Here is a 19,877-nt window from a genome sequence, read left to right as displayed (position 1 = left end):
CGTGCCGATGTTGACGTGCGGCTTGTTCCGCTCGAACTTCTGCTTGGACATGCTCCCGGTTCCTTCCCTGGTCGCGTCGTGCCGCCGTCGGCCGGCGTCTCGGGCCGTGGTCCGTAGCGGGGGGCGGGATCGAACCGCCGACACAGCGATTATGAGCCGCTTGCTCTGCCACTGAGCTACCCCGCCTGAGCAGCAGATACTACCGAGCGGGCCGCCGTCCCGACACGCGTTTCGTTGCTACCCCGCGGGAGGCGGTACGGTTCCGGGCTCCGGAACGGCAACCGCTCGACGTGATGGGAGGACTCGCTGTGGAGGTGCTGTATGCCACGGACGGATCCGAGGCCGCTCAGGCGGTCGGCGAGATCCTGGAGAAGCTCGGCCGGCGCGATGACGTCCGCGTCACCGTGCTCGCGGTCGCTCCCCCGATCGAGGGCGAGCCGAACCCGCTGATCGAGGACGCGGTCAAGCGCCTGCAGGCGGCGGGCTTCGAGGCGCGCGGTCTCGAGGAGGCCGCGAAGGACGCCGGCGCCCACATCGTCGAAGTCGCCGAGCGGGAGGGCGCCGACCTGATCGCGATCGGCGCGGGCCAGAAGACGTGGCTCGACCGCCTGATGCTCGGCAGCGTCAGCACCCGCGTGCTGCACGCCGCACAGGTATCGACCCTGCTCACGCACCGATCCCCTACCGACACCGTTCCCGCGCGGGTGCTCGTCGGCTCCGACGGCTCCTCCGACGGGGCGCTCGCGCTCCGCGAGCTCGTCGCCCTCGCCGACGCCGAGCGATGCGAGGTCGAGGTGCTCTCCGTCGTGCAGCTGCCCGCTCCCACGCCGACCGCGACGGGCTTCGCGACCGAGGCGTTCGACGAGCACGTCGGGGCCGAGCTCACCGCGGCGGCGGAGCAGATCGCCGAGAGGGCAGCGACCGAGCTGGAGACCGCCGGATTCCGTGTGCACCGCGCGACGCCGATGGGAGCGGCCTCGATGCGGCTCTTGGAGCGGGCCGAGGAATGGGGCGCGGACCTCGTCGTCGTCGGGTCACGCGGGATGGGACCGGTCGATCGCGTCGTGCTCGGATCGGTGAGCGACAAGGTGGCACGTCATGCGCGCGCCGGTCTGATCGCGCGCCGAGCTGACCGCTGACCCGCTGACCGCCGACCGAGTTCGGAGCCGGAGCGGGGATTTGAACCCCGGACCTACGCCTTACCATGGCGTTGCTCTACCCCTGAGCTACTCCGGCGGAGGGCGCATCGATGCTAGCACCCGCACCGGGCCGGGCAGCTCGAGCCGACCGTGGCACGATGTGTCCGTGCGACGACGGATCCTCCCGTTCGTTCCGTTCCTCCTGCTCGCCGCCTGCGGCGGCGTCTCGGACCCGAGTGGCCAGTGCGAACCCGGCGCTGCCACCTATCCCCTCTGGTTCGGCCCGGGACGCGACCGGGAGCGGATCGAGGTCCAGATCGCGAACGACGATGCGGAACGGGCGCGCGGTCTGATGGGCCGCACGGAGTTGGGGGCGCGCGAGGGGATGGTGTTCCTGCACGAGGAACCGACGCGGACCGGTTTCTGGATGAAGGGCACCTCGATCCCCCTGACGGTCGCGTTCTGGGGAACGGACGGACGGATATCCGAGATCGTCGACCTGGAGCCGTGCGAGGACGACCCATGCCCGGTCTCCACGCCGGCGCAGGAGTACATCGGCGCGGTCGAGGTCGCCCGAGGGAACCTGGAGCGGCTCGGGGTCGAGGTCGGCGATCGGGTGGATCTGGGGTTCGGCTGTGCCTGAGCCCACCGTCGGATGCCTGCTGTGCTCCGCCGAGCGGGTCACCACCTGGCACTTCGAGGACGACGCGTGCTGGGTCGCCGACTGCCTGGTGTGCCGCACGCCGATGGTCGTCTGGCGAACGCACGGACTCCCCGACGCGGAGCTGGAACGCACCCTGCTCGCGTGCCTAGAGGCGGTCGCCTCCGCGCGCTACGGGACGGACGGCTTCTGGATCGACGACGAGCGGCGACGGATCCCCGATCACTGGCACGCGCACGCCCGTCCGGCCGACGGGTTCTTCGATCCGGCGTCGGACCTTTACGGCGCAACCTGGTGAGCGGTACAGTTCTCCGCCGGACGGCCGCGAGGTCGATCCGGTTCGAACCGACACGAGAGTCCGAACGAGAGGAGAGGTTCATGCGAGGCGCATCCCCCCGCGTCCGCCGGCTCGCGCTGGTGGCGGCGGTCGTCGCGGTCGTCTTGGCCCTGGCCCTCCCGGCCTCGGCGGCGACGGTCGTCAAGCTGACGAACACGAACCGCTACAAGCCGGGAACGGCCCAGATCGCCAAGGGCGGCAGGATCAAGTGGAACAACGTCAGCAGCCGTAAGCACAACGTCGTGGCCTACGGCGGATGGTCGTACAAGACCACGTTGCCGTCGGGTGACACGGCGGTCCGGAGGTTCACGACCAAGGGAACGTTCAAGTACCGCTGCACGATCGGAACGCACTCGAACCTGAGCGGTGGGAACTGCACCGGCATGTGCGGAACGATCAAGGTCGGCTAGGTCCGAACCGCTCCACAGCGCGAGTCACACACGAAGGGCGGTCGTCGTACGCGGCGGCCGCCCTTCGGCGATCCCGGATCCGATCAGCCGATGTAGCCCTCCACGGTCTTCTCGTCGCGGACGCTCGCCTGATCCGGGTCGGAGCCCGCCGCTCTCCGAGCCCGGCGCTGATGGAGGAGATCCCAACACTGATCCAGGCTCACCTCGAGGCGCTTGAGCCGCTGCTGATCCGACTCGGATGCCTCTCCTCGGGACTCCTTGCCGAACAGCTCGTGCTCCTCGTTCGCGAACTGGTTGATCCGATCGATGACCTCCTGATCGTCCACGTTCCCGCCTCCGTTCCACCCTCGGCGTCTCCGCTCTCCCAACGGATCGATCCCTCGATCCCGACCCGGTCTCCGCTCTCCCAACGGATCGATCCCTCGATCCCGACCCGATAGTGCCATGCGAGGGTGGTTCACGCAGATCGCGGGTGAGGCGTCATGGCGCGCGGGGTATCGTCCACGGGTGGGGTCCCAACGGCTCGACGAACAGAGCGTTGGTGTCCGGCGTCTCGCGACGCCGCTGCGCGACTTCCTCGCCACCGAGAACTCGAGCGCGATCGTCCTGCTTGCGGCCACCATCGCGGCGCTGGTGTGGGCGAACTCGCCGTGGTCCGAGAGCTACGAGGACTTGTGGACCACCCCGCTCTCGATCGGTTTCGGTGGCTCCGAGCTGTCGCTGGATCTGCGCCATTGGGTCAACGACGGGCTGATGGCGTTCTTCTTCTTCGTCGTCGGCCTCGAGATCCGCCGGGAGTTCGACATGGGCGAGCTGCGCGAACGCCGACGCATCGCGACACCCGTACTTGCGGCGATCGGCGGCATGATCGTCCCGGCGGCGATCTACCTCGCGTTCAACGCGGGGGAACCGGCCGCCCGCGGTTGGGCCATCCCGACGGGAACCGACACCGCGTTCGCGCTCGGCATCCTCACCCTGGTCGGTGGCGCATCGATGCCTCGCCTGCGCATCTTCCTGCTGACGGTGGTGATCGTCGACGACATCGCGGCGCTGTCGGTGATCGCACTCGTCTATACCGAGGACCTCTCGGTCTCGGCCCTGCTGGTCGCCCTCGCGCTGTTCGGCGCGGTGCTCTTGATGCGTCGTGCGGGGATCCGGAACGGTGCCGCCTACTTCCTGGTCGGGCTCGGTGTGTGGATCGCGATGCTCGCCTCGGGCGTTCACCCCACGATCGCGGGGGTGGCGATGGGCCTGCTCGCGACCGCGTATCCACCGACCCGGGAACGGCTCCAGGACGCCGGTGCGCGTTGGCGACTGTTCCGTGAGGAACCGACGCCCGAGTACGCGCGATCGGCGAGCCGGAGCGTGGCCCTCGCGATCTCGCCGAACGAACGCCTCCAGTACCTGTTCCACCCGTGGACGAGCTACGTGATCGTTCCCCTCTTCGCGCTGGCGAACGCGGGCCTGGTGATCAACGGCGAGGTGCTCGGACACGCCGTGTCCTCGCCGGTGACGCTCGGCATCGTCGTCGCGCTCGTCGTCGGCAAGCCGGTCGGGATCGCCGGGGTGACCTGGCTGGTCACGCGCCGGCGGTTCGGCGGTCTGCCGTTGAGCGTGCCGTGGACGCAGTTGATCGGTGCCGCGACCGTGGCCGGAATCGGGTTCACCGTCGCGTTGCTGATCGCCGACATCTCCTTCGAAGGGCAGATCCTCGAGGACGCCAAGCTGGGGATCATGGTGGCGTCGGTGCTCGCATCCGGTCTGGCCTGGGTCGTGTTCCGCGTGATCGGCCGCCTCCCCTCGCGGCTGCGTGCCGTCGGCGAGGATCGCGTCGCCGAACCGATCCAGGACCTCGCCGATCCGGTCGACGAGGAGGTCGACCACGTTCGGGGGCCGGGCGACGCGCCACTCACCCTCCTCGAGTACGGAGACTTCGAGTGCCCCCACTGCGGGCGGGCGGAACCCATCGTGCGCAACCTGCTCGAACGGTTCGGAGCCGAGATCCGGTTCGTGTTCCGGCATCTGCCCTTGACGGACGTCCACGAGAACGCCGAGCTCGCCGCGGAAGCGGCCGAGGCCGCAGGGGCGCAGGGGAGGTTCTGGGAGATGCACGACGTGCTGTTCGCACACCAGGACGCCCTCCGGCTCGCCGATCTACGTGGGTACGCGCGCGACCTGGGACTGGACGTCGACCGGTTCTCCGCCGAGCTGGCATCACGACGACACACCCTGCGGGTGGCTCGCGACGTGGAGAGCGCCGACGTGAGCGGGGTCGCGGGAACCCCGACCTTCTTCGTCAACGGGCGCCGGCACTACGGGGCCTACGACGAAGCGACGCTGCTCCAGCTCCTTCGCGAGGCGTTGGCCGAGACGCGCGCGCCCGCCCGTCCCTGATCGCCCGCGCGGGCGGGACCGACACTCACGCGATCTGGAACGACCGCTTCGCGAGACCGAGGTAGAAGCCCTCGATCTCGGTGTCCGGTGCGGACTCTGGAGCACTCGCGGCACCCAGGGTCACGAACAGCGGCGCGAAGTGCTCCACGGTGGGGTGCGCGTACGGCATCCCCGGCGCGCGATCGCGGAAGGCCATCAGCTCGTCCACGTCGCCGCGGGCGAGAGCCTCGGCGCTCCACGTGTCGAACTCCTCCGACCAGCCGGGCGGAGTGGCGTCGGGACGGAAGTCGCGCAGGAACGGCAGCCCGTGCGTCAGGAACCCCGACCCCACGACGAGCACGCCCTCGTCACGGAGTGAACGCAGGCGCCGACCGAGGTCGAACAGACGCTTCGGGTCCAACGTCGGCATCGACATCTGCAGCACGGGAACGGCGGCCTCCGGATACATCACCTTGAGGGGCACCCAGGCTCCGTGATCGAGTCGGTAGTCGGGCCGAGTGGCGATGGGCTCGGTATCGGGCATCGCCGCCTCGACCCGCGCCGCGAGCTCCGGCGCGCCGGGAGAGGGATAGGTCATCCGATAGAACCGCTCGGGGAACCCGGAGAAGTCGTAGGTCAGCGGCACGCCGGAATCGGTCGCACCGACCGTGAGCGGCGCCGACTCCCAGTGCGCCGACACGATCAGGATCGATCGCGGACGCGGGAGCTCATCGGCCCATGCCACCAGCTGCGAGGTCCAGAGTTCGTCGTCCAACAGCGGAGGAGCACCGTGCCCGAGGTACAGCGTGGGCATCGGCCCGTCTGCCTCGGTCCAGTCTCGGCGCTCCGGTCGCGCGGTTGTGGGTGTCTCGGTCGACATCGATCGTTCCCTCTCGGCGCCTGCCTCGGCGTCTGCCGCCTCTACATCGTGGGAACGTCGCTCGCCGTCAGCGTATTCCTCTCGCTCGCCGACGAGCGGTCACGACTCCAGGATCGACTTGAGCCGTGCCAGCCGTTCCCGCCACAACGTTTTCGCCGTCTCGGCCTCGTCGGCGTCCGGCAGCCGCTCGTGCGCCAGCGCCACCGTCGACTTGGACGGTCCCTTGTCGTTGAAGTCGACGATCACCCTGGTTGCCCCATCGTTCCAGTCGAACCGCGCCGAGCGGTCCCGCCGGGAGGTGCGAAGCGACATCTTCCCGTCCCTGAGCCACGTGCCGCGCACGCCATCGTCGACGAACGCCTCGAACAGGACCCGGATCGGGACGGCGATCGTCTTGGTCGCCGTGATCGAGAAGCCGTCGGACTGCTGATACTTGAGCCGCATCCCGCGGGACCGCTCGTACGCGACGGTGATCGTCTGGGACCACCAGCCGGGAACCCCGTGCTCGGTGTTCAGGAACCGCGCGATCTCGGGGTGCTTGCTTTCCCGGGCCCCCCATGAATCGAGGATCGAGAACCACGCGTCCCAGGTCTTGCCGGTCTTCTCCTCGATCGTCTCGTCCGACACCCGGTCGTCGTCCGCGGCGAGCCGGGAGCGCGCCGCCTCGTTCCGGTCGCGCTTGTCGGTCACCTGCTTACGCGCGGTCGTGTAGCTCTCGCCGGTCTTGGACATGCGCTCGCGGACGCGGCGCTTGAAGGTCTTCCGCTCGGTCATCGTTCCTCCTCCGTCGGCCGCGACCGCAGGACTCACGCTCCCTTTGGGCGCGACCCGAAGGGGTACCGACGAGCGTCCCGAGGGCTGAGACCCCTTTGCCTCGCGGATTACCGACGGCGTGAGCGCCGGAGCCGAGGTTGGGCCCGGGACGGGCCGAACACGAACCTACCCCGGCGGCCATCGCCGGCGCAAGCTTGAGGGCGCCGCCGGGCACAGCGCCGATGAGTATCCGGGCACCGGGTCGTCTACAGGTTGGGAACACGAGAGGAAGGAACTCGGCATGTTCGCGAACACCAAGGCATACAGCGGTTTCGCGGTGGACGACCTCCAGCGGAGCCGCGAGTTCTACGGCGAGACCTTGGGGCTGAAGACGTCGATCCTGGATCAGGAGAACGGACTGATGTCCCTGCACCTAGCCGGTGACCGGGACACGCTGGTCTACGTGCGACCTAGTCATGAGCCTGCGTCCTACACGATCTTGAACTTCCCCGTCGACGACATCGACGAGGCGGTCGAGGAGCTGACCGCGCGTGGGGTGGTCTTCGAGCGCTACGACGGGTTCGACCAGGACGAGAAGGGTATCGCCCGCGGCCGGGGCCCGGACATCGCCTGGTTCAAGGACCCGGCCGGGAACGTGCTGTCCGTCCTCCAAGAGACGTGAACCGGTTCCGACCCTGCAGCCGGCGAACGTGGGAACCGCTCAGCGGGTGGTAAGGACGCCGTGCAGCAGGTGGACGGCCGCATCCACGCCGCTCCCGATCGCACCTTCGATCCAGCCGGCGCCCTCGGGCGCGATGTCCGAGCCTGCGAACGCCAGTCGACCTTCGGGGAGAACCAGGGCTTCGAACGTGCCGTCGCTGAACCAGGTGGGCGGGGTCGAGAGCCAGGTTCCCTGCGAGAAGCGGTCGCCGACCCAGTCGTAACCGTCGGTCGTCGCGACGGTTGCCTCGGGCAGGTGGGCGTTCACCGCGGCCGCCATCGCCGCGCGGTCGGCGAGGTCGACCCGTTCCTGGACCGAGAAGCCCATGAACAGCCGGCCGTCACCTGCGGGACGCAGCGCGAAGCCGGCATTGATCGGCGTGTTCCACCCCATACCGACGTAGCTCTCGGGCCCCCCGTGGACGACCGCGAGCACCTTCGACACCTGTCCCGGATGCCGGCGGTCGGCGGCGCGGCGCTTCGCGTCCTCGAGCGGAGGGTCGAACACGATGTCGGCCCACACGTTGAGCGGAAGCGCGATCACCGCCGCCTCGGTTCGCACCGTCGTTCCGTCCTCCAGGGTCACGCGGATCCCGTGATCGTCATGCGCCACGTGGGTCACGACCGTTCCTAGCCGGACGTCAAGGCCGGCCGCCATCGGATCCAGCAGGCTCGTCGTACCGTCGGTGAGCAGCTCCCCCACGTCGACGAACACGTCGGCGGGGCTGTAGTCCAACTCGACCATGTCCCAGAGCAACGGCAGCACCGAACAGCGATCGAGCGCCGAGCCTCCCATCGACACCATGAACGCCCGCACGTAGTCGACGGCCTCCGGATCGGCATCGAGGCTCTCGATCCATGTCGACACGGGTACGTCCAGCGCGCCGAGTCCGGTGCGCCCCCCGGCCTTGAACGCGTCACGCGTGGTGCGGATCGCGTCCGAGAAGTTCGACGACGCGAGCTTGCTCTGGATCCGCTCGATCGCCCCGCCGCCCTCGGCGCGACGATCGCCGTCGATCCAGGCGAACACGTCGGGTTCGGTCGCGGTCAGGACCGCGGCGCTGTAGCGGTCGATCTCGCGCGCGAGGTTGGGCTGGGTAGCGCGCGAGAGGAACATGCCGCCGTACTCGGCCATCACGCCGGTGCCGGGGATCTCGCGGTACCACGTCCGTCCGCCGATCCGGTCGCGCGCCTCGAGGACCACGACGCTGCGCCCTGCTTCGGTCAGATCACGCGCCGCCGTGATCCCGGCGAACCCAGCACCGATCACCACCACGTCCGCATCCATGAGCGAAAAAGCTACCAGCGTCCCCTTGTTCGCGTTCGCTCTCTCACGCATCGGGCGGTACCGTGTGACGGATGGAGACCTGGGACGCGATCAGGGCTCGGCGGAACGTCCGCACGTACGAGGACCGGCCGATCGCTCCGGAGCACCTCGACAGGATCCTCGAGGCGGCGCGGCGAACCCCCTCCTCGATGAACGGACAACCGTGGGACTTCGTGGTCTGCACCCACCGCAAGACGCTGCAGGAGCTCGCCGAGACGTGGCGATACGCCGCGCATGTCGCGTCGTCCGCCGCGACCGTGGCGCTCGTCGCTCACGTCCCCTCCGATCGGGACACGCGTGACTGGAGCTTCTACGACATCGGCCAGGCCACGATGGGCATGACGCTGGCGGCTGCGGATCTCGGCATCGGGAGCTCGCACGCCGCCGTGGACGATCAAGACCTGGCGCGCAGCACGATCGGCCTTCCCGAGGACCGCTTCTGCGTGGGGCTGCTCGCCCTCGGCTACCCGGCGAACCGTCCCTTGTCCCCCATCGAGCGCCCAGACCGGCGTCCCTTCGACGAGGTCGTCCACCGCGAACGCTGGTAGGCCGCCATCTGCAGCCCCACTGCTCATCCGAACGGGTCGCCGGAACGGAACGGGCCTCGCGCCTCGATCGCGCGGTCCCGACCCTCATCGTCCCGATGCACGCGGATCTCCGAGAGGCCGGCCTTCGTGAGGCCCGCCCCGACCTCGACCGCCTGATCCCCGCCCAGCTCGAGGAGCACGGTGCCGCCGGGACGGAGCCAGCGTGCGGCCGCTCCGGCGGCCTGCATCAGGACGGCCGTTCCTCCCCGACCTCCGTCGAGTGCGCGACGGGGCTCGTTGGCGAGCACGTCCCGCGGGAGCAGGTGGAGCTCCTCGGTCGGCACGTAGGGAACCACCGCCGTCATCACGTCGACGCGCCCTCGCAACGACGGCGGCAGCGGCTCGTCGAGGTCGCCGACGAGGGCCCGGACGCCGTTGCGGCGCGCACACGCGACGGCGGCAGGATCGGCGTCGGTGGCGATCACCCTGGCTCGCGGGTGGGCCGACCCGAGAACGGTCGCCACTGCCCCGCTGCCGGTGCACAGGTCGACGGCGATCCCGCCGGGCGACAACAGGGAGACGGCCCGTCGTGCCATCGCTTGCGTATGCGGCCTGGGAACGAACACGCCGGGGTCGACGCGGACACGGACGTCGCAGAACCGCACCGTTCCGGTGATCCAGGCGAGCGGCTCGCCCCGCAGCCGGCGAGCCGTCAGTCGCTCGATCGATCCGACACCCTCGCTCGCTGCTCGGAACAGGGCGTCGGCCTCCGCACCGGGAGCCACGCAACCACCCTCCGCGAGCGCCTCGACGACGCGCTTCCGCCCCCCGACGCGTACACCGGGATCCGTGTTCGAACGCTCAGGCATCAGTCGTGGGGTCGTTCCTGCACGGCCCAGCTGTTGCCGTCGGGGTCGTCGAAGAACACGAAGGAGTTCCACGGACCACCGTGCCCATCGATCCACTCCCCCGAGTCGACGTCGACATGGCGGACCGCGGAGATGTCCACACCGCGGTCCGCGAGCTCCGCGCGTGCGGCGGCGACGTCGTCGACGACGAGCTGGAGGCCCTTCAATGAACCGGGTTCCATCTCGGCCATCCCGACACCGATGATGATCGAGCACCCCGACCCCGGAGGGGTGAGCTGGACGATGCGGGCGTGTTCGTTGGGTTCGTCGTCCACGTCGACGGCGAATCCGCAGCGCTCGGCGTAGAAAGCCTTCGCACGGTCGACATCCCGCACCGGAACTACAACGACCTCCAGCTTCATGTCCATCAGCGCCTGTCTCCTCGCGAGTAGACCCTATCTCCCTCGCCTCGACCGCCACACCGCGACAATGCCAGGGGCCACGCTCAACGACTACGGAGAAACCTTGACTACCAGTCCATCGTATTCAAGGTTGTGATGCCGATCATCACGGTGCCCCGGCGCGGCAGCCGCGATCGACAGGACGTTCCAAGCGACGAACGAGGCGATCGATCGTCTGGTCGTCTCGGGCGTGCTGAGACAGGCAACGGTACGCGGCCATGGCCATCGGGCTAGCCGGAGCGATCGAACTCCACCGAGTCGAGGACCTCCCACGCGGCGTCGTTGCGGGCGGGATCCGCGAAAGCCGTTTCTCCCATAGCGACAAGCGCCGAGAGCGTTCGGCCTGACGCCGCGTCCTCGAACGAGATCCACCACGCCCTCATGCCGTCGAATCCGAGACGCCGGCCGTCCAGGCAGCGCTGATCCGCACACACGGCCTGTGCGGAGAACGAGGCGGGACGCGGCCGTGCATTCGCAGCGCGAGCACCCTTGTACTCCTGGTACTCCTGCACGGTGATGAACACGTCGTCGGCACCGAGCCCATCCAGCGCCGCCGGGATGACCGCATCCAGCCCTTCGCGGGAGCGTCCACCCGGCTGGAGGTCGTAGGTGCCGATCGACACGATCTCTGCGCGGAGGTCCGTCAGCGGGTCGTCGGCCACGACCCAGCCCGCCGGATACCTCAACGAGAACCCGGCGGCCTGGAGATCCTGGTCCTCGTAGCGGATCAATGGCGTCAACGTGGTCGGGGATGGAGCAACGCGCTCAGGCTTGACCCCCTCGGCGACGCGGGTCGCGGTGTCGATGTCGGATCGCGACGCATCCGGCCCCTGCTCGAGATAGACCCGGACGCACCCCCACTCGCTGCAGATCTTGCCGTCCCGACTGGTCCACCCCTCCGCTCCGGGGATCCGATGAACCCGATTGAACGTGAGGTCGGTCGGACGATCCTCACCCTGACCGACGGACTCGTCGACCATCACCACCACGGTGTCGCCTGGCGCCCCGTCCCGGAACGGACCCCCGAACGACCGAAAGCTACGGGGGGCTCCGATCGCGGCGTTGGTGACGAACGAGGCCCGAAGAGCCTGGATGATGTAGTGAGGTCCACCCACGAACCGGGACACGCCCACGCGCCACCCCGGCGGCACCGGCGTGGTCCACGGGATGTCGGGCGCGGACAGCGTCGTCCATCCCTGTGAACTTGCCGGGCTCGGATGTGCGTCACGCCCGACCTGCGTCGCTGCGAATCCGACCCCTGCCACGAACACGGCAGTGATCGTGACCGCGGCCAGGACCGTCCCCACCCTGCGACGCGAGCCGCGACGAACCACGTCACTCGGCACACCTTCGACCCCGATCCCTCGCACCGCGCGATCGAGAAGGTCGCCCAGCCCTTCGTCCCGCTCATCGACGTTCATCGTTCCTGCTCCTCCACACTCAGGGATCGCCGGAGGGCCTCTCGGCCTCTGGACAGGTGGACCCGCACGGTGCTCTCGCGCATGGCGAGCATCGAGGCGACCTCGCCTGTGGGATACCCCGCCCAATCGCGGAGTACGACGGCCTGGCGCTGGCGAACCGAAAGCAGCCCGAGAGCAGCGAACACCGCACGGCGCGCTTCCGCCCTTCCCGGTTCGTCGACCCCGCTGCGGTCTGGGACATCGCCGAGCAACTCGCGTCGAGCCCTGCTCGCCCGCTTCGAACACAGCCGCATCGCGGTCTTGAACACATAGCCGCCCGCGTGGTCCTCGTCGCGGATCTGACCCCAATGGGCCCACAGGCGTGCGAAGGCCTCGGCCGCGATGTCCTCAGCAGCGCTGGGGTTCAACGTCACCAAGGCGCACGCACGTACCACGCGCGTGAGCTCCTCGCGGTAGAACTTCTCGAAGCTCGCCCGATCGGCCACCACTCGTTCTATCCCGAAGGGCCCCTGAGCGCTTACAGCCAACCCCGGCGGATCTGGGAGTGGGTCAGATCGTGATGGCGATCTTCCCTCCGACGTGTCCGGCTTCGAGGTGGCGCATCGCGTCGGGGACCTCGGCCAGGGGGTAGGTCCTGTCGATGATCGGAGCGACCTGACCGGCTTCGATGAGCCGGCTCACTGCCTCCGTGTGGGTGCGGCGCTCCTTGGATGCCAACATGGTCAGTCGCTGGCCCACGAAGAGCGACAGCCCGAGCGCTCGGATCTGCCGGCCGAAGCCTCCGGTCCAGTTCCCGCCTTCCTCCCCACCGACGATGACGAGCGTCCCTTTGGGTTTCAGCACCCGCCGAAGACGCGAAAGCCGGGAATTGCCGCCGACGTCGAGGATCAGGTCGTAGCGGCGATCGCCCTCGGCGAAGTCCTCTCGCGTGTAGTCGATGACATGGTCCGCGCCGATCGAGCGGACAAGGTCGAGCTTCGGCGTGCTGCACACGCCGGTCACCGCTGCTCCGAGAGCCTTGGCGAGCTGCACCGCGTAGGTGCCGACGCCTCCCGATGCACCGATGACCAGTACCTCCTGCCCCGCTTCGATGCGACCTGCGTCGCGCAGGCCCTGGATCGCGGTGCCGCCCGAGATCGGAACGACCGCTGCCCGCTCGAAACTCAGGCTCGCCGGCTTGTGGGCGAGCTTGTCCTCCCGCACGGCGGCGTACTCGGCGAACGAACCTCGGCTGATGCCGAACACCTCCTCGCCGGGCTGGAACCTGGTCACCTCCGAACCCACCGCGACGACCGTCCCGGCGACGTCCAAACCCATGACCGGATTCTTCGGACGACGGAACCCGAACCCCATGATGCGCATCAGGTACGGCTGCCCGGTCATGGAATGCCAGGTCCCCCGATCCATCCCGGCTGCATGCACCTTCACGAGGACTTCGTTCGCCGCGATGTCGGGCGTGTCGATCTCAGCGAGACGCAGCACGTCTGCGGGGCCGTACGCGTCCTGAACGATCGCACGCATCACAATCACCTTTCGTTCCGAAGTTCGTCTATCCGCTGCCACCCGTACCTAGCTCCAGCGGGAGGAGTGGCTCAACCCTACCGGCTCCGAAGCTCCGCGATCCCTGCTCCAGGTCGCTGTGCACGCGCGATGAGTTCCGTCCGACCGGGCAGTCCTAGACTGCGGTGGCTCGACTCGAGCTGGGATCGGATCGAAAGGGGACGAGCGATGAGGAAGCTGGTCGTGAGCACCTTCTTGACCCTGGACGGGGTCATGCAGGCTCCGGGCGGACCCGGAGAGGATGACGACGGAGGTTTCGCGTACGGCGGTTGGTCGGTGAACTATTGGGACGAGCAGATGGGTGCGATCATGGGCGAGGCGACGAGCGTCCCCTTCGCCATGGTTCTCGGTCGCAGGACCTACGACATCATGGCCGCCCATTGGCCGCACGCTTCCGAGGAGGACGGCGCGAAGACGTTCAACGAGGCAACGAAGTACGTCGCGTCGCGGAGTCGTCCCAGCTTGGAGTGGAGCAACTCGGTTCTGATCGAGGGAGACGCGGCCGAGGGCATCGCGGCCCTCAAGAAGGAAGACGGGCCAGAGCTACAGGTGCACGGCAGCGGCAACCTGATCCAGGCGCTGCTGGCGAACGGCCTCGTCGATCAGTACCGCCTCTGGACCTTCCCGGTCGTCCTCGGGTCGGGCAAGCGCCTGTTCGCCGACGGCACCATCCCCGCCGGACTGAAGCTCGTCGACAGCACGATCTCCACGACGGGGGTCGTGATCGGTACCTACGAACCGGCGGGCGAGGTCGTCACGGGATCGTTCGCACTCGACTGACGCGCGCGCATACCCCACCGAGCTCCGCTCAGTCGCGGCCCATCCAGGTGGCCACGTCCGCCTCGTTACCTTCGGCGTCCGCCAGTGTCCACCAGGCGGGTGCGTGCTCGTGATCGACCAGTCGGCCGCCGGCGGCGATCGCTGCCGCGACGCGCGCCTCCGCCTGCTCGTGAGGGACGGAGACGTCCACGTGGATGCGGTTGCGCTGCTGGCGCGGAGCATCCATCCCCTGGAACCAGATCGACGGCCCGCGGCCGTTCGGGTCGATCAGGTCTTCGTCACCGACCTCCTGGTATCCGAGCACGGCGCGCCAGAACGGCCGCACATCGGGGCCGACGAGAGCGTCGATCGTGAGCTGCACGACCTGGACGCCGGTCGGGTCGGCGGACACGTCCAGATCGCGCGCCGCCGCGGAGATCATCCTCGCGAGTTCGATGTCGCGCCCGCTCAGGCCTTCCGTCTCGTGGGTCGACAGGCGTACGGTCACGCCCGCGTACCGCAGGTCGACATCGGGGTGGTGGTTCGCGGCTTCGGCGAGAGAGCCGATCGCGTTCACCAATCGGACGCCCGTGGCGAACGATCCGGTTCGGAATCGCGCGTAGGCGCCGTCGAAAAGCACCCGCCAGTCCTCGACGCCCTCCGCCTCGTGGAACTCGACGGCGGTGATGGGTTCGGTCACGTCGTCAAACGTACAGCGGTAGTCGAGTTCGCGTCACCGAGCCCCCAGCATGTCGGCGACGTTCTCGACGTGGAGTCGAGAACCTCCTGCCGTGTCGAGGCGAGGGTCGTCGACGATGGAAGCGACGCGCGCGCTCACGGCGTGAACGTCCCGCGATCCGGGCTCTCGATCCACGCTATCGAGCAGCACGTCCAGGTACCGTCGATCGCGCGCGAGCCGTCGTCTCGCCTCCGCGGGGTCACACGGTGTGCCGTGGCCGGGCACGATCACGTGAGCCTCCCCTACGAGGTCGTTCGTCCGACGCAGCGTTTCGAGGTAGGTACGTGCGCTCTCACGGTCGCCGGGCAGCGCAGGAGGATCGATGTCGGACACCGTATCTCCCACGAACAGCACGTCCGCGCCGCCGACCCACACTCCCACCTGCCCCGTCGAGTGACCGGGAAGGGCGATCAGCTGCAAGCGCGGGGCGCCTCCGAGATCCACCGTGCCGAGGTCGTGCACAACGGTTCGAGCGAACAGGTCGCGTTCCCAACGCACGCCCCAGCCCTCCTCCTCGCGATCGAGGCGGCGGAGGAGCGCGACGCGGTCGGTGATCGCGGCGTCGACCGCGTCGGAGCTCGCGTAGCGCGGGACAGCGACCCCGAGATCCGGCGACCACAACAGGTGGTCCCAATGTTCGTGGGTCGAGATGCCGACGACGATCGGCGATCCGTCGCAGGCCGTCGCGAGGGCTCGCATCTCGCTCGGCAGCACACCCCCATCTACGACCACGAAGCCCGCCTCCGTCCGAACCAGCCCAGAGTTCGTCTGCCAGTACCGGCTCGTGGAGACCGCAACGCCCGCAGCTACTTCTCGCATGTCCTATCCCTTCGAAAACAGGGATGATGACATGCGTCGAACGGACACGGCCGCGCGAGCCGGGCGGGGCGGGCGAGCCGGGCGGGCCGGGGCCGCCGAACACGGAGATCGCCCTCACGAGGATCGAGCCCTTGACCTTGCAGTTGATGCCCCGGTAGCGTCGGAGGCATCTACACGGTCGCACTGGAGGCGGACTCGATGGTTGGAGGTCACGCGCGTTCGCTCCGAAGGATCGTGTCGCCCGCGCTGATCCTTCTCGGGACCACTTCGCTTGTGCTCGGTGACGTGGCACCCGCGCAGGCGGGTACCCCGATCGGTTGCGGCACGACGGTGGTCACCAGCATCGTCCTGGATCGCGACCTGATCGATTGTCCGACGGATGGTCTCATCGTCGGCGCCGACGCCATCACGATCGACCTGAACGGACACACGATCGACGGGCCGGGGACCTTCGACTTCGAGTGGGACGGGATCGACAACGGTGCAGGTCATGATGGAGTCACCGTCGTGGACGGGACCCTGCGAGACTTCGGAGGGGTGGGCGTCCGCCTGGTCGACGCGACCGGGAATCGCCTTTCGGATCTCGTTCTCACGGACGACCGACGCGGCGTCGAGATCACCGACTCGTCCGACACCTTGATCCAAGCATCATCGATCGTCGACAACTTCAGCAATGGGATCGCGATACAAGGCTCCACCGGGACGCAGATCGCGGACAACGTCCTGTCGAACAGTCGTGGCGGCAGCGAGGTCCTGGTGTTCACCTCGACCGGCACGTCGATCGAAGGAAATCGCATGAGTGGTGGGTTCGCCCCGTCGGTCCAATCGGTCCTCGGCAGCAACAACGACGTCATCGGGAACGTCATCACGGGGAACGTGCTCGATCTCGGCGAGGTCACCGATATCGGGGTCTCCATGGATTCGCCCGGAGGCCGCATCGCCAAGAACGAGATCTCCGGCTTCGATCAAGCAGCCATCTTCGTCCTGGCAGATGGGGTCCGAGTCGAGAGGAACTCGCTCCACGACAGCCTGCGCGGCGTCGCGTTGCAGGGGTCGTTCTTCGGCCGCCCGACGGGAGTCGTCGTGCGCCGGAACGAGATCTTCGACACCGATATGGGGATCTCACTGCGCGAGATGACCGACACGCTCGTCGAACGCAATGTCACGCGCGACAGTCGGATCGGGATCCGCGTCGAGGACTCGACCGGAACCGTGATCCTGAGGAACCGCTCGAATGAGAACGCTGGGGACGGCATCCGGATCCTCGACCCCGCGACCACGGTCACACAGAACCGCGCGGATCTGAACGGTGATCTCGGGATCGAGGCCGTCGAGGGCGTGATCGACGGCGGCAAGAACAAGGCGCGAAGGAATGGCGATCCCGCCCAGTGTCTGAACGTGGTCTGTTGACTGGGCGGTTGGGCAACCCGAGGGTCGGCCGCGAGGGCTCGGGAAAGGCGCCGTGAAGAAGCCGCTGCTCGTGTTGGTCGTCATGCTGATGATTCCCGTGTCAGCGTCGTCGGCGCAACGATCACCGGATCCCTGCGGGAAGCTGAAGGCGGTCCCGTTGGCCCATTCCCATCTGTGCACGCACGGGCCCGACGCCGCTCCCACGGCGATCGAGATCAACCGGGCGGAGGTCGCCTTGGGCGAGCCCTCGGCCCCGGCGCCCTGTGTCAAGAGGGCATCGGAGACCGACTTCACCGGCGGCCGGCGTATCCGTGTCCTGTACGGGGTCCCGAGCGACCGGACTCCATCCAGCACGAACCGGGCGCTGATCCCTCGGTGGCTCGCGCACGCATCGGACACCCTGCGTGCATCCGGGGGGAACCAGGAGTACCGCTTCTATTGCACCGGTAGCCCCGCCTCGGTCGCTATCACCAAGGTGACGCTCGACCCTATCGGGGCTGACGGTCTCTACACGTATGAAGATCTGGCGGCGTCCATGACCAGACTGGGCTTCACCAACAAGAACGTGGACTATGCGGTATTCGTGGACAAGCTGAGTGGGGCATATCCCTACAGTGGACAGGGGTCGCTCGAATCGGACACGCAGCCCGAGCCCGCGCTCAACGACAACAACGACGCATCTGTGGGCAAGCTCGCGTTCATCAAACTGGACCCCGCTTCCGAGGACTATCACGCGCTCGCGTTCATGCACGAAGTGGGTCACAACCTGGGGGCGGTACAGGTGAACACTCCGCACGCCTCGGGCGGTTCCCACTGCTTCGATGAGTACGACACCATGTGCTACAACGATGGCGGCACGTACTTCACCGACGGCGGCGTTCTCCGATATCTCTGCCCGACGGAGGTGGCGCCGACCTCCATCTGGGATTGCGGCAAAGACGACTACTACAACGCCACGAAGGTCGTCGTGAACCCCAGCGGGTCCTACCTTGCGGCGAACTGGAACCTCGCCCGCTCGTCCTGGTTGAGTCCGGTCGTTGGCGGGCCTCCAGTCGTGACGACCCCGATGTTCGCGTTCGCCGGAGGGGCGGTCACCTCCACCAAGACCATCAAGGTGACCGCGAAGTGGATGGCATCCGACTCCGATGAGATCGCTTCACAGCAGTTGCAGATGCAGACCGATGGCGGGCCGTGGGTGAACATCGCCATCTCGGCCAGCGCAAGGTCGTACAAGAGGGCGATCCGCTTCCCGTCGGGGCCATACAACTTCCGTGTGCGAGCTACGGACGCCGAGGGCAACGTCAGCGCGTGGGCCAAGGGAGCCCCGTTCAGCCTCACGCAGCCTACGCCCACCTACTCCGGAACATGGAACACCGCGACGAACTCGAACTATGTGGATGGATCGACGCGGTACTCCACCACGCAGGGATACGCGGCCCTCAAGACGTTCACGGGCCGCGCCTTCGCCTGGGTGGGCAGCAAGGGACCGGCGTTCGGTACCTCCACCGTCGCGACCGACGGAGTGGGCATCTCCAAGACGCAGCAAGCGTCAACGAACAAGTACCGGATGGTCATCCAACGCTCCGGCTGGGGGGTTACGGGTTCCCACAGCGTCTGGGTCAACTGCGATGCAACGTCGGGCCACCCGCGCTGCGACGCGGATACCTTCGTGGTGATGATCTAGCGTCCGCGGCGGCGGCGCCCCCGGGGCGACCGACCGGTACGCTTGGCGGCATGGAGCGAGCGGCGTGGTTGGCAGAGCGGCGAGCGGCGGTCGAGGCCGACTACACACGCGACGCCCCGACCTATGACGATGGCTACGATCCGGTGACTCCAACGCATCGCAGCTTCGTGGACCGATTGATCGCGACCGTCTCGAGGGATGGATCATTGCTCGATGTGCCATGCGGCACGGGGCCCTACGCGAGCATGGTTCTGGAGGCCGGCCGCCGATACGTCGGTGCGGATCAGTCGGCAGGGATGCTCGACCAGGCCCTGTCGAAGCACCCGGACCTGCGGTTCGAACACCTCGGTCTGCAGGAGCTCGTCTTCGACCGAGACTTCGACGCGGCGATGTGCGTCGACGCGATGGAGCACGTTCCTCCCGAGGAATGGCCTCTGGTCGTCGGGAACCTCCACCGAGCGATCCGCCCACTCGGTCACCTGTACCTCACTGTGGAAGAGACCGAGCGCGAGGAACTCGAGCGCGCACATGGGGCTACCCAAGCGGCAGGGCTCCCCGCCGTGTACGGCGAGCTCATCGAGCGCGAGACCGGTGGATATCACTTCTACCCTGACCGCGAACGGGTCGACGCGTGGCTCGCCGACGCAGGGCTTCAGGTCGTCGAGGCCGCGGACGAGGCCCTCGACGGCTATAGCTATCACCACCTGTTGGTCAAGAGGGAGGAAGTTCGAAGATGAGCGACAAGAACGCCGGCGCAACCTGATAATCATCGCTGGGACCCTCGTCATGTTCGACGTGATCGAGGCCGGTGGCCCGATCCAGGGTCTCATGACGATCCCGGAAGCTCTGTGGGAGCCGTCGATCGGCATCTACCTCATCGTCAAGGGCTACAAGCCTTCGTCTCCGGCGCTCGTCGATGCGAGGGAGCCGCTCGTCTAGCGAGATCCCCCCCCCCGGAAGCGATCCGGGGGGGCCAGTACATCCCGGCCGCTGCTTGAGGTAGAGCTCTCGCTAAGCCGCGTGCGAAGATGGCAGAACCATGGTCTCCG

General features: G+C 67.9%; 23 protein-coding genes and 2 tRNA genes. 12 read left to right on the top strand and 13 right to left on the bottom strand.

Annotated features, from left to right (window positions below; genetic code table 11):
* Positions 1-114 precede the first annotated feature (114 nt).
* Positions 115-186 (bottom strand) — tRNA-Met (locus WEF05_05715).
* Positions 187-293: 107 nt separating this feature from the next.
* Here WEF05_05715 and WEF05_05710 point away from each other — a divergent pair.
* Complete coding sequence (locus WEF05_05710) at positions 294-1,139, top strand: universal stress protein (GenBank protein MEX1101385.1); 846 nt, start codon at positions 294-296, stop codon at positions 1,137-1,139.
* 25 nt (positions 1,140-1,164) lie between these two features.
* Here the strand turns inward: WEF05_05710 and WEF05_05705 are convergent.
* Positions 1,165-1,236, bottom strand: a tRNA-Thr gene (locus tag WEF05_05705).
* Between the two features lie 69 nt (positions 1,237-1,305).
* Between WEF05_05705 and WEF05_05700 the strand changes: the two genes are divergently transcribed.
* The 3 genes from WEF05_05700 (at position 1,306) to WEF05_05690 (ending at position 2,547) form a co-directional block, all read left to right on the top strand.
* On the top strand, positions 1,306-1,782 hold the full coding sequence (locus WEF05_05700; protein MEX1101384.1) for a DUF192 domain-containing protein: 477 nt from the start codon (positions 1,306-1,308) through the stop codon (positions 1,780-1,782).
* Positions 1,775-2,098 (top strand): hypothetical protein, encoded by a 324-nt coding sequence (locus tag WEF05_05695; protein MEX1101383.1) that lies wholly within the window; start codon positions 1,775-1,777, stop codon positions 2,096-2,098. The genes WEF05_05700 and WEF05_05695 overlap by 8 nt, the downstream gene beginning before the upstream one ends.
* A gap of 80 nt (positions 2,099-2,178) precedes the next feature.
* Positions 2,179-2,547: a hypothetical protein gene (locus WEF05_05690; GenBank protein MEX1101382.1), complete on the top strand. Its 369-nt coding sequence runs from the start codon at positions 2,179-2,181 to the stop codon at positions 2,545-2,547.
* An 83-nt stretch (positions 2,548-2,630) separates the two neighbouring features.
* Here the strand turns inward: WEF05_05690 and WEF05_05685 are convergent, their stop codons facing one another.
* Positions 2,631-2,873, bottom strand: a complete 243-nt coding sequence (locus WEF05_05685; protein ID MEX1101381.1) for a DUF2630 family protein — start codon at positions 2,871-2,873, stop codon at positions 2,631-2,633.
* A 181-nt stretch (positions 2,874-3,054) separates the two neighbouring features.
* Here WEF05_05685 and nhaA point away from each other — a divergent pair, with 181 nt between their 5' ends.
* The gene (gene nhaA, locus WEF05_05680) at positions 3,055-4,941 is read left to right on the top strand and encodes a Na+/H+ antiporter NhaA (GenBank protein ID MEX1101380.1); all 1,887 of its coding nucleotides are present in this window, start codon (positions 3,055-3,057) and stop codon (positions 4,939-4,941) included.
* A 25-nt stretch (positions 4,942-4,966) separates the two neighbouring features.
* Here the strand turns inward: nhaA and WEF05_05675 are convergent, their stop codons facing one another.
* Entirely contained in the window at positions 4,967-5,734 is a 768-nt protein-coding gene (locus WEF05_05675; protein ID MEX1101379.1) for a class III extradiol ring-cleavage dioxygenase, read from the bottom strand.
* Between the two features lie 165 nt (positions 5,735-5,899).
* Positions 5,900-6,574 (bottom strand): DUF4287 domain-containing protein, encoded by a 675-nt coding sequence (locus WEF05_05670; GenBank protein MEX1101378.1) that lies wholly within the window; start codon positions 6,572-6,574, stop codon positions 5,900-5,902.
* Between the two features lie 280 nt (positions 6,575-6,854).
* Between WEF05_05670 and WEF05_05665 the strand changes: the two genes are divergently transcribed.
* Entirely contained in the window at positions 6,855-7,235 is a 381-nt protein-coding gene (locus tag WEF05_05665; protein MEX1101377.1) for a VOC family protein, read from the top strand.
* Between the two features lie 39 nt (positions 7,236-7,274).
* Here the strand turns inward: WEF05_05665 and WEF05_05660 are convergent, their stop codons facing one another.
* Complete coding sequence (locus tag WEF05_05660; protein MEX1101376.1) at positions 7,275-8,612, bottom strand: NAD(P)/FAD-dependent oxidoreductase; 1,338 nt, start codon at positions 8,610-8,612, stop codon at positions 7,275-7,277.
* Positions 8,613-8,632: 20 nt separating this feature from the next.
* Between WEF05_05660 and WEF05_05655 the strand changes: the two genes are divergently transcribed.
* Entirely contained in the window at positions 8,633-9,148 is a 516-nt protein-coding gene (locus WEF05_05655; GenBank protein MEX1101375.1) for a nitroreductase family protein, read from the top strand.
* Positions 9,149-9,171: 23 nt separating this feature from the next.
* Here the strand turns inward: WEF05_05655 and WEF05_05650 are convergent, their stop codons facing one another.
* From WEF05_05650 to WEF05_05630, 5 genes are all read right to left on the bottom strand, one after another.
* Positions 9,172-9,996, bottom strand: coding sequence for a HemK/PrmC family methyltransferase (locus tag WEF05_05650; protein MEX1101374.1), 825 nt, complete (start codon positions 9,994-9,996; stop codon positions 9,172-9,174).
* A complete protein-coding gene (locus tag WEF05_05645) occupies positions 9,996-10,403 on the bottom strand; it encodes a VOC family protein (protein ID MEX1101373.1) in 408 nt (135 codons plus the stop codon). The genes WEF05_05650 and WEF05_05645 overlap by 1 nt, the downstream gene beginning before the upstream one ends.
* A 263-nt stretch (positions 10,404-10,666) precedes the next feature.
* Positions 10,667-11,857, bottom strand: a complete 1,191-nt coding sequence (locus WEF05_05640; protein MEX1101372.1) for a hypothetical protein — start codon at positions 11,855-11,857, stop codon at positions 10,667-10,669.
* A complete protein-coding gene (locus WEF05_05635) occupies positions 11,854-12,342 on the bottom strand; it encodes a sigma-70 family RNA polymerase sigma factor (protein ID MEX1101371.1) in 489 nt (162 codons plus the stop codon). The genes WEF05_05640 and WEF05_05635 overlap by 4 nt, the downstream gene beginning before the upstream one ends.
* Before the next feature lie 64 nt (positions 12,343-12,406).
* Positions 12,407-13,378: an NAD(P)-dependent alcohol dehydrogenase gene (locus WEF05_05630; protein ID MEX1101370.1), complete on the bottom strand. Its 972-nt coding sequence runs from the start codon at positions 13,376-13,378 to the stop codon at positions 12,407-12,409.
* 207 nt (positions 13,379-13,585) lie between these two features.
* Here WEF05_05630 and WEF05_05625 point away from each other — a divergent pair, with 207 nt between their 5' ends.
* Positions 13,586-14,197, top strand: coding sequence for a dihydrofolate reductase family protein (locus WEF05_05625; GenBank protein ID MEX1101369.1), 612 nt, complete (start codon positions 13,586-13,588; stop codon positions 14,195-14,197).
* Between the two features lie 28 nt (positions 14,198-14,225).
* Here WEF05_05625 and WEF05_05620 read toward each other — a convergent pair whose 3' ends face one another.
* Positions 14,226-14,876 carry a VOC family protein gene (locus tag WEF05_05620; protein ID MEX1101368.1) on the bottom strand — a complete coding sequence of 217 codons (651 nt, stop codon included), beginning with the start codon at positions 14,874-14,876 and terminating at the stop codon, positions 14,226-14,228.
* Positions 14,877-14,909: 33 nt separating this feature from the next.
* Complete coding sequence (locus WEF05_05615) at positions 14,910-15,734, bottom strand: MBL fold metallo-hydrolase (GenBank protein ID MEX1101367.1); 825 nt, start codon at positions 15,732-15,734, stop codon at positions 14,910-14,912.
* A 198-nt stretch (positions 15,735-15,932) separates the two neighbouring features.
* On the opposite strand from WEF05_05615, the gene WEF05_05610 reads away from it, so the two are divergent.
* The 4 genes from WEF05_05610 (at position 15,933) to WEF05_05595 (ending at position 19,767) form a co-directional block, all read left to right on the top strand.
* The gene (locus tag WEF05_05610) at positions 15,933-17,144 is read left to right on the top strand and encodes a right-handed parallel beta-helix repeat-containing protein (GenBank protein MEX1101366.1); all 1,212 of its coding nucleotides are present in this window, start codon (positions 15,933-15,935) and stop codon (positions 17,142-17,144) included.
* Positions 17,145-17,619: 475 nt separating this feature from the next.
* Positions 17,620-18,828, top strand: coding sequence for a hypothetical protein (locus WEF05_05605; protein MEX1101365.1), 1,209 nt, complete (start codon positions 17,620-17,622; stop codon positions 18,826-18,828).
* A gap of 50 nt (positions 18,829-18,878) precedes the next feature.
* Positions 18,879-19,565, top strand: coding sequence for a class I SAM-dependent methyltransferase (locus tag WEF05_05600; protein ID MEX1101364.1), 687 nt, complete (start codon positions 18,879-18,881; stop codon positions 19,563-19,565).
* A gap of 49 nt (positions 19,566-19,614) precedes the next feature.
* Entirely contained in the window at positions 19,615-19,767 is a 153-nt protein-coding gene (locus WEF05_05595) for a hypothetical protein (GenBank protein MEX1101363.1), read from the top strand.
* Positions 19,768-19,877: the final 110 nt, after the last annotated feature.

Source organism: Actinomycetota bacterium (assembly GCA_040881665.1).
Taxonomy (GTDB): domain Bacteria; phylum Actinomycetota; class UBA4738; order UBA4738; family HRBIN12; genus JBBDWR01.
This window is presented reverse-complemented; position numbering and strand designations above follow the sequence as displayed.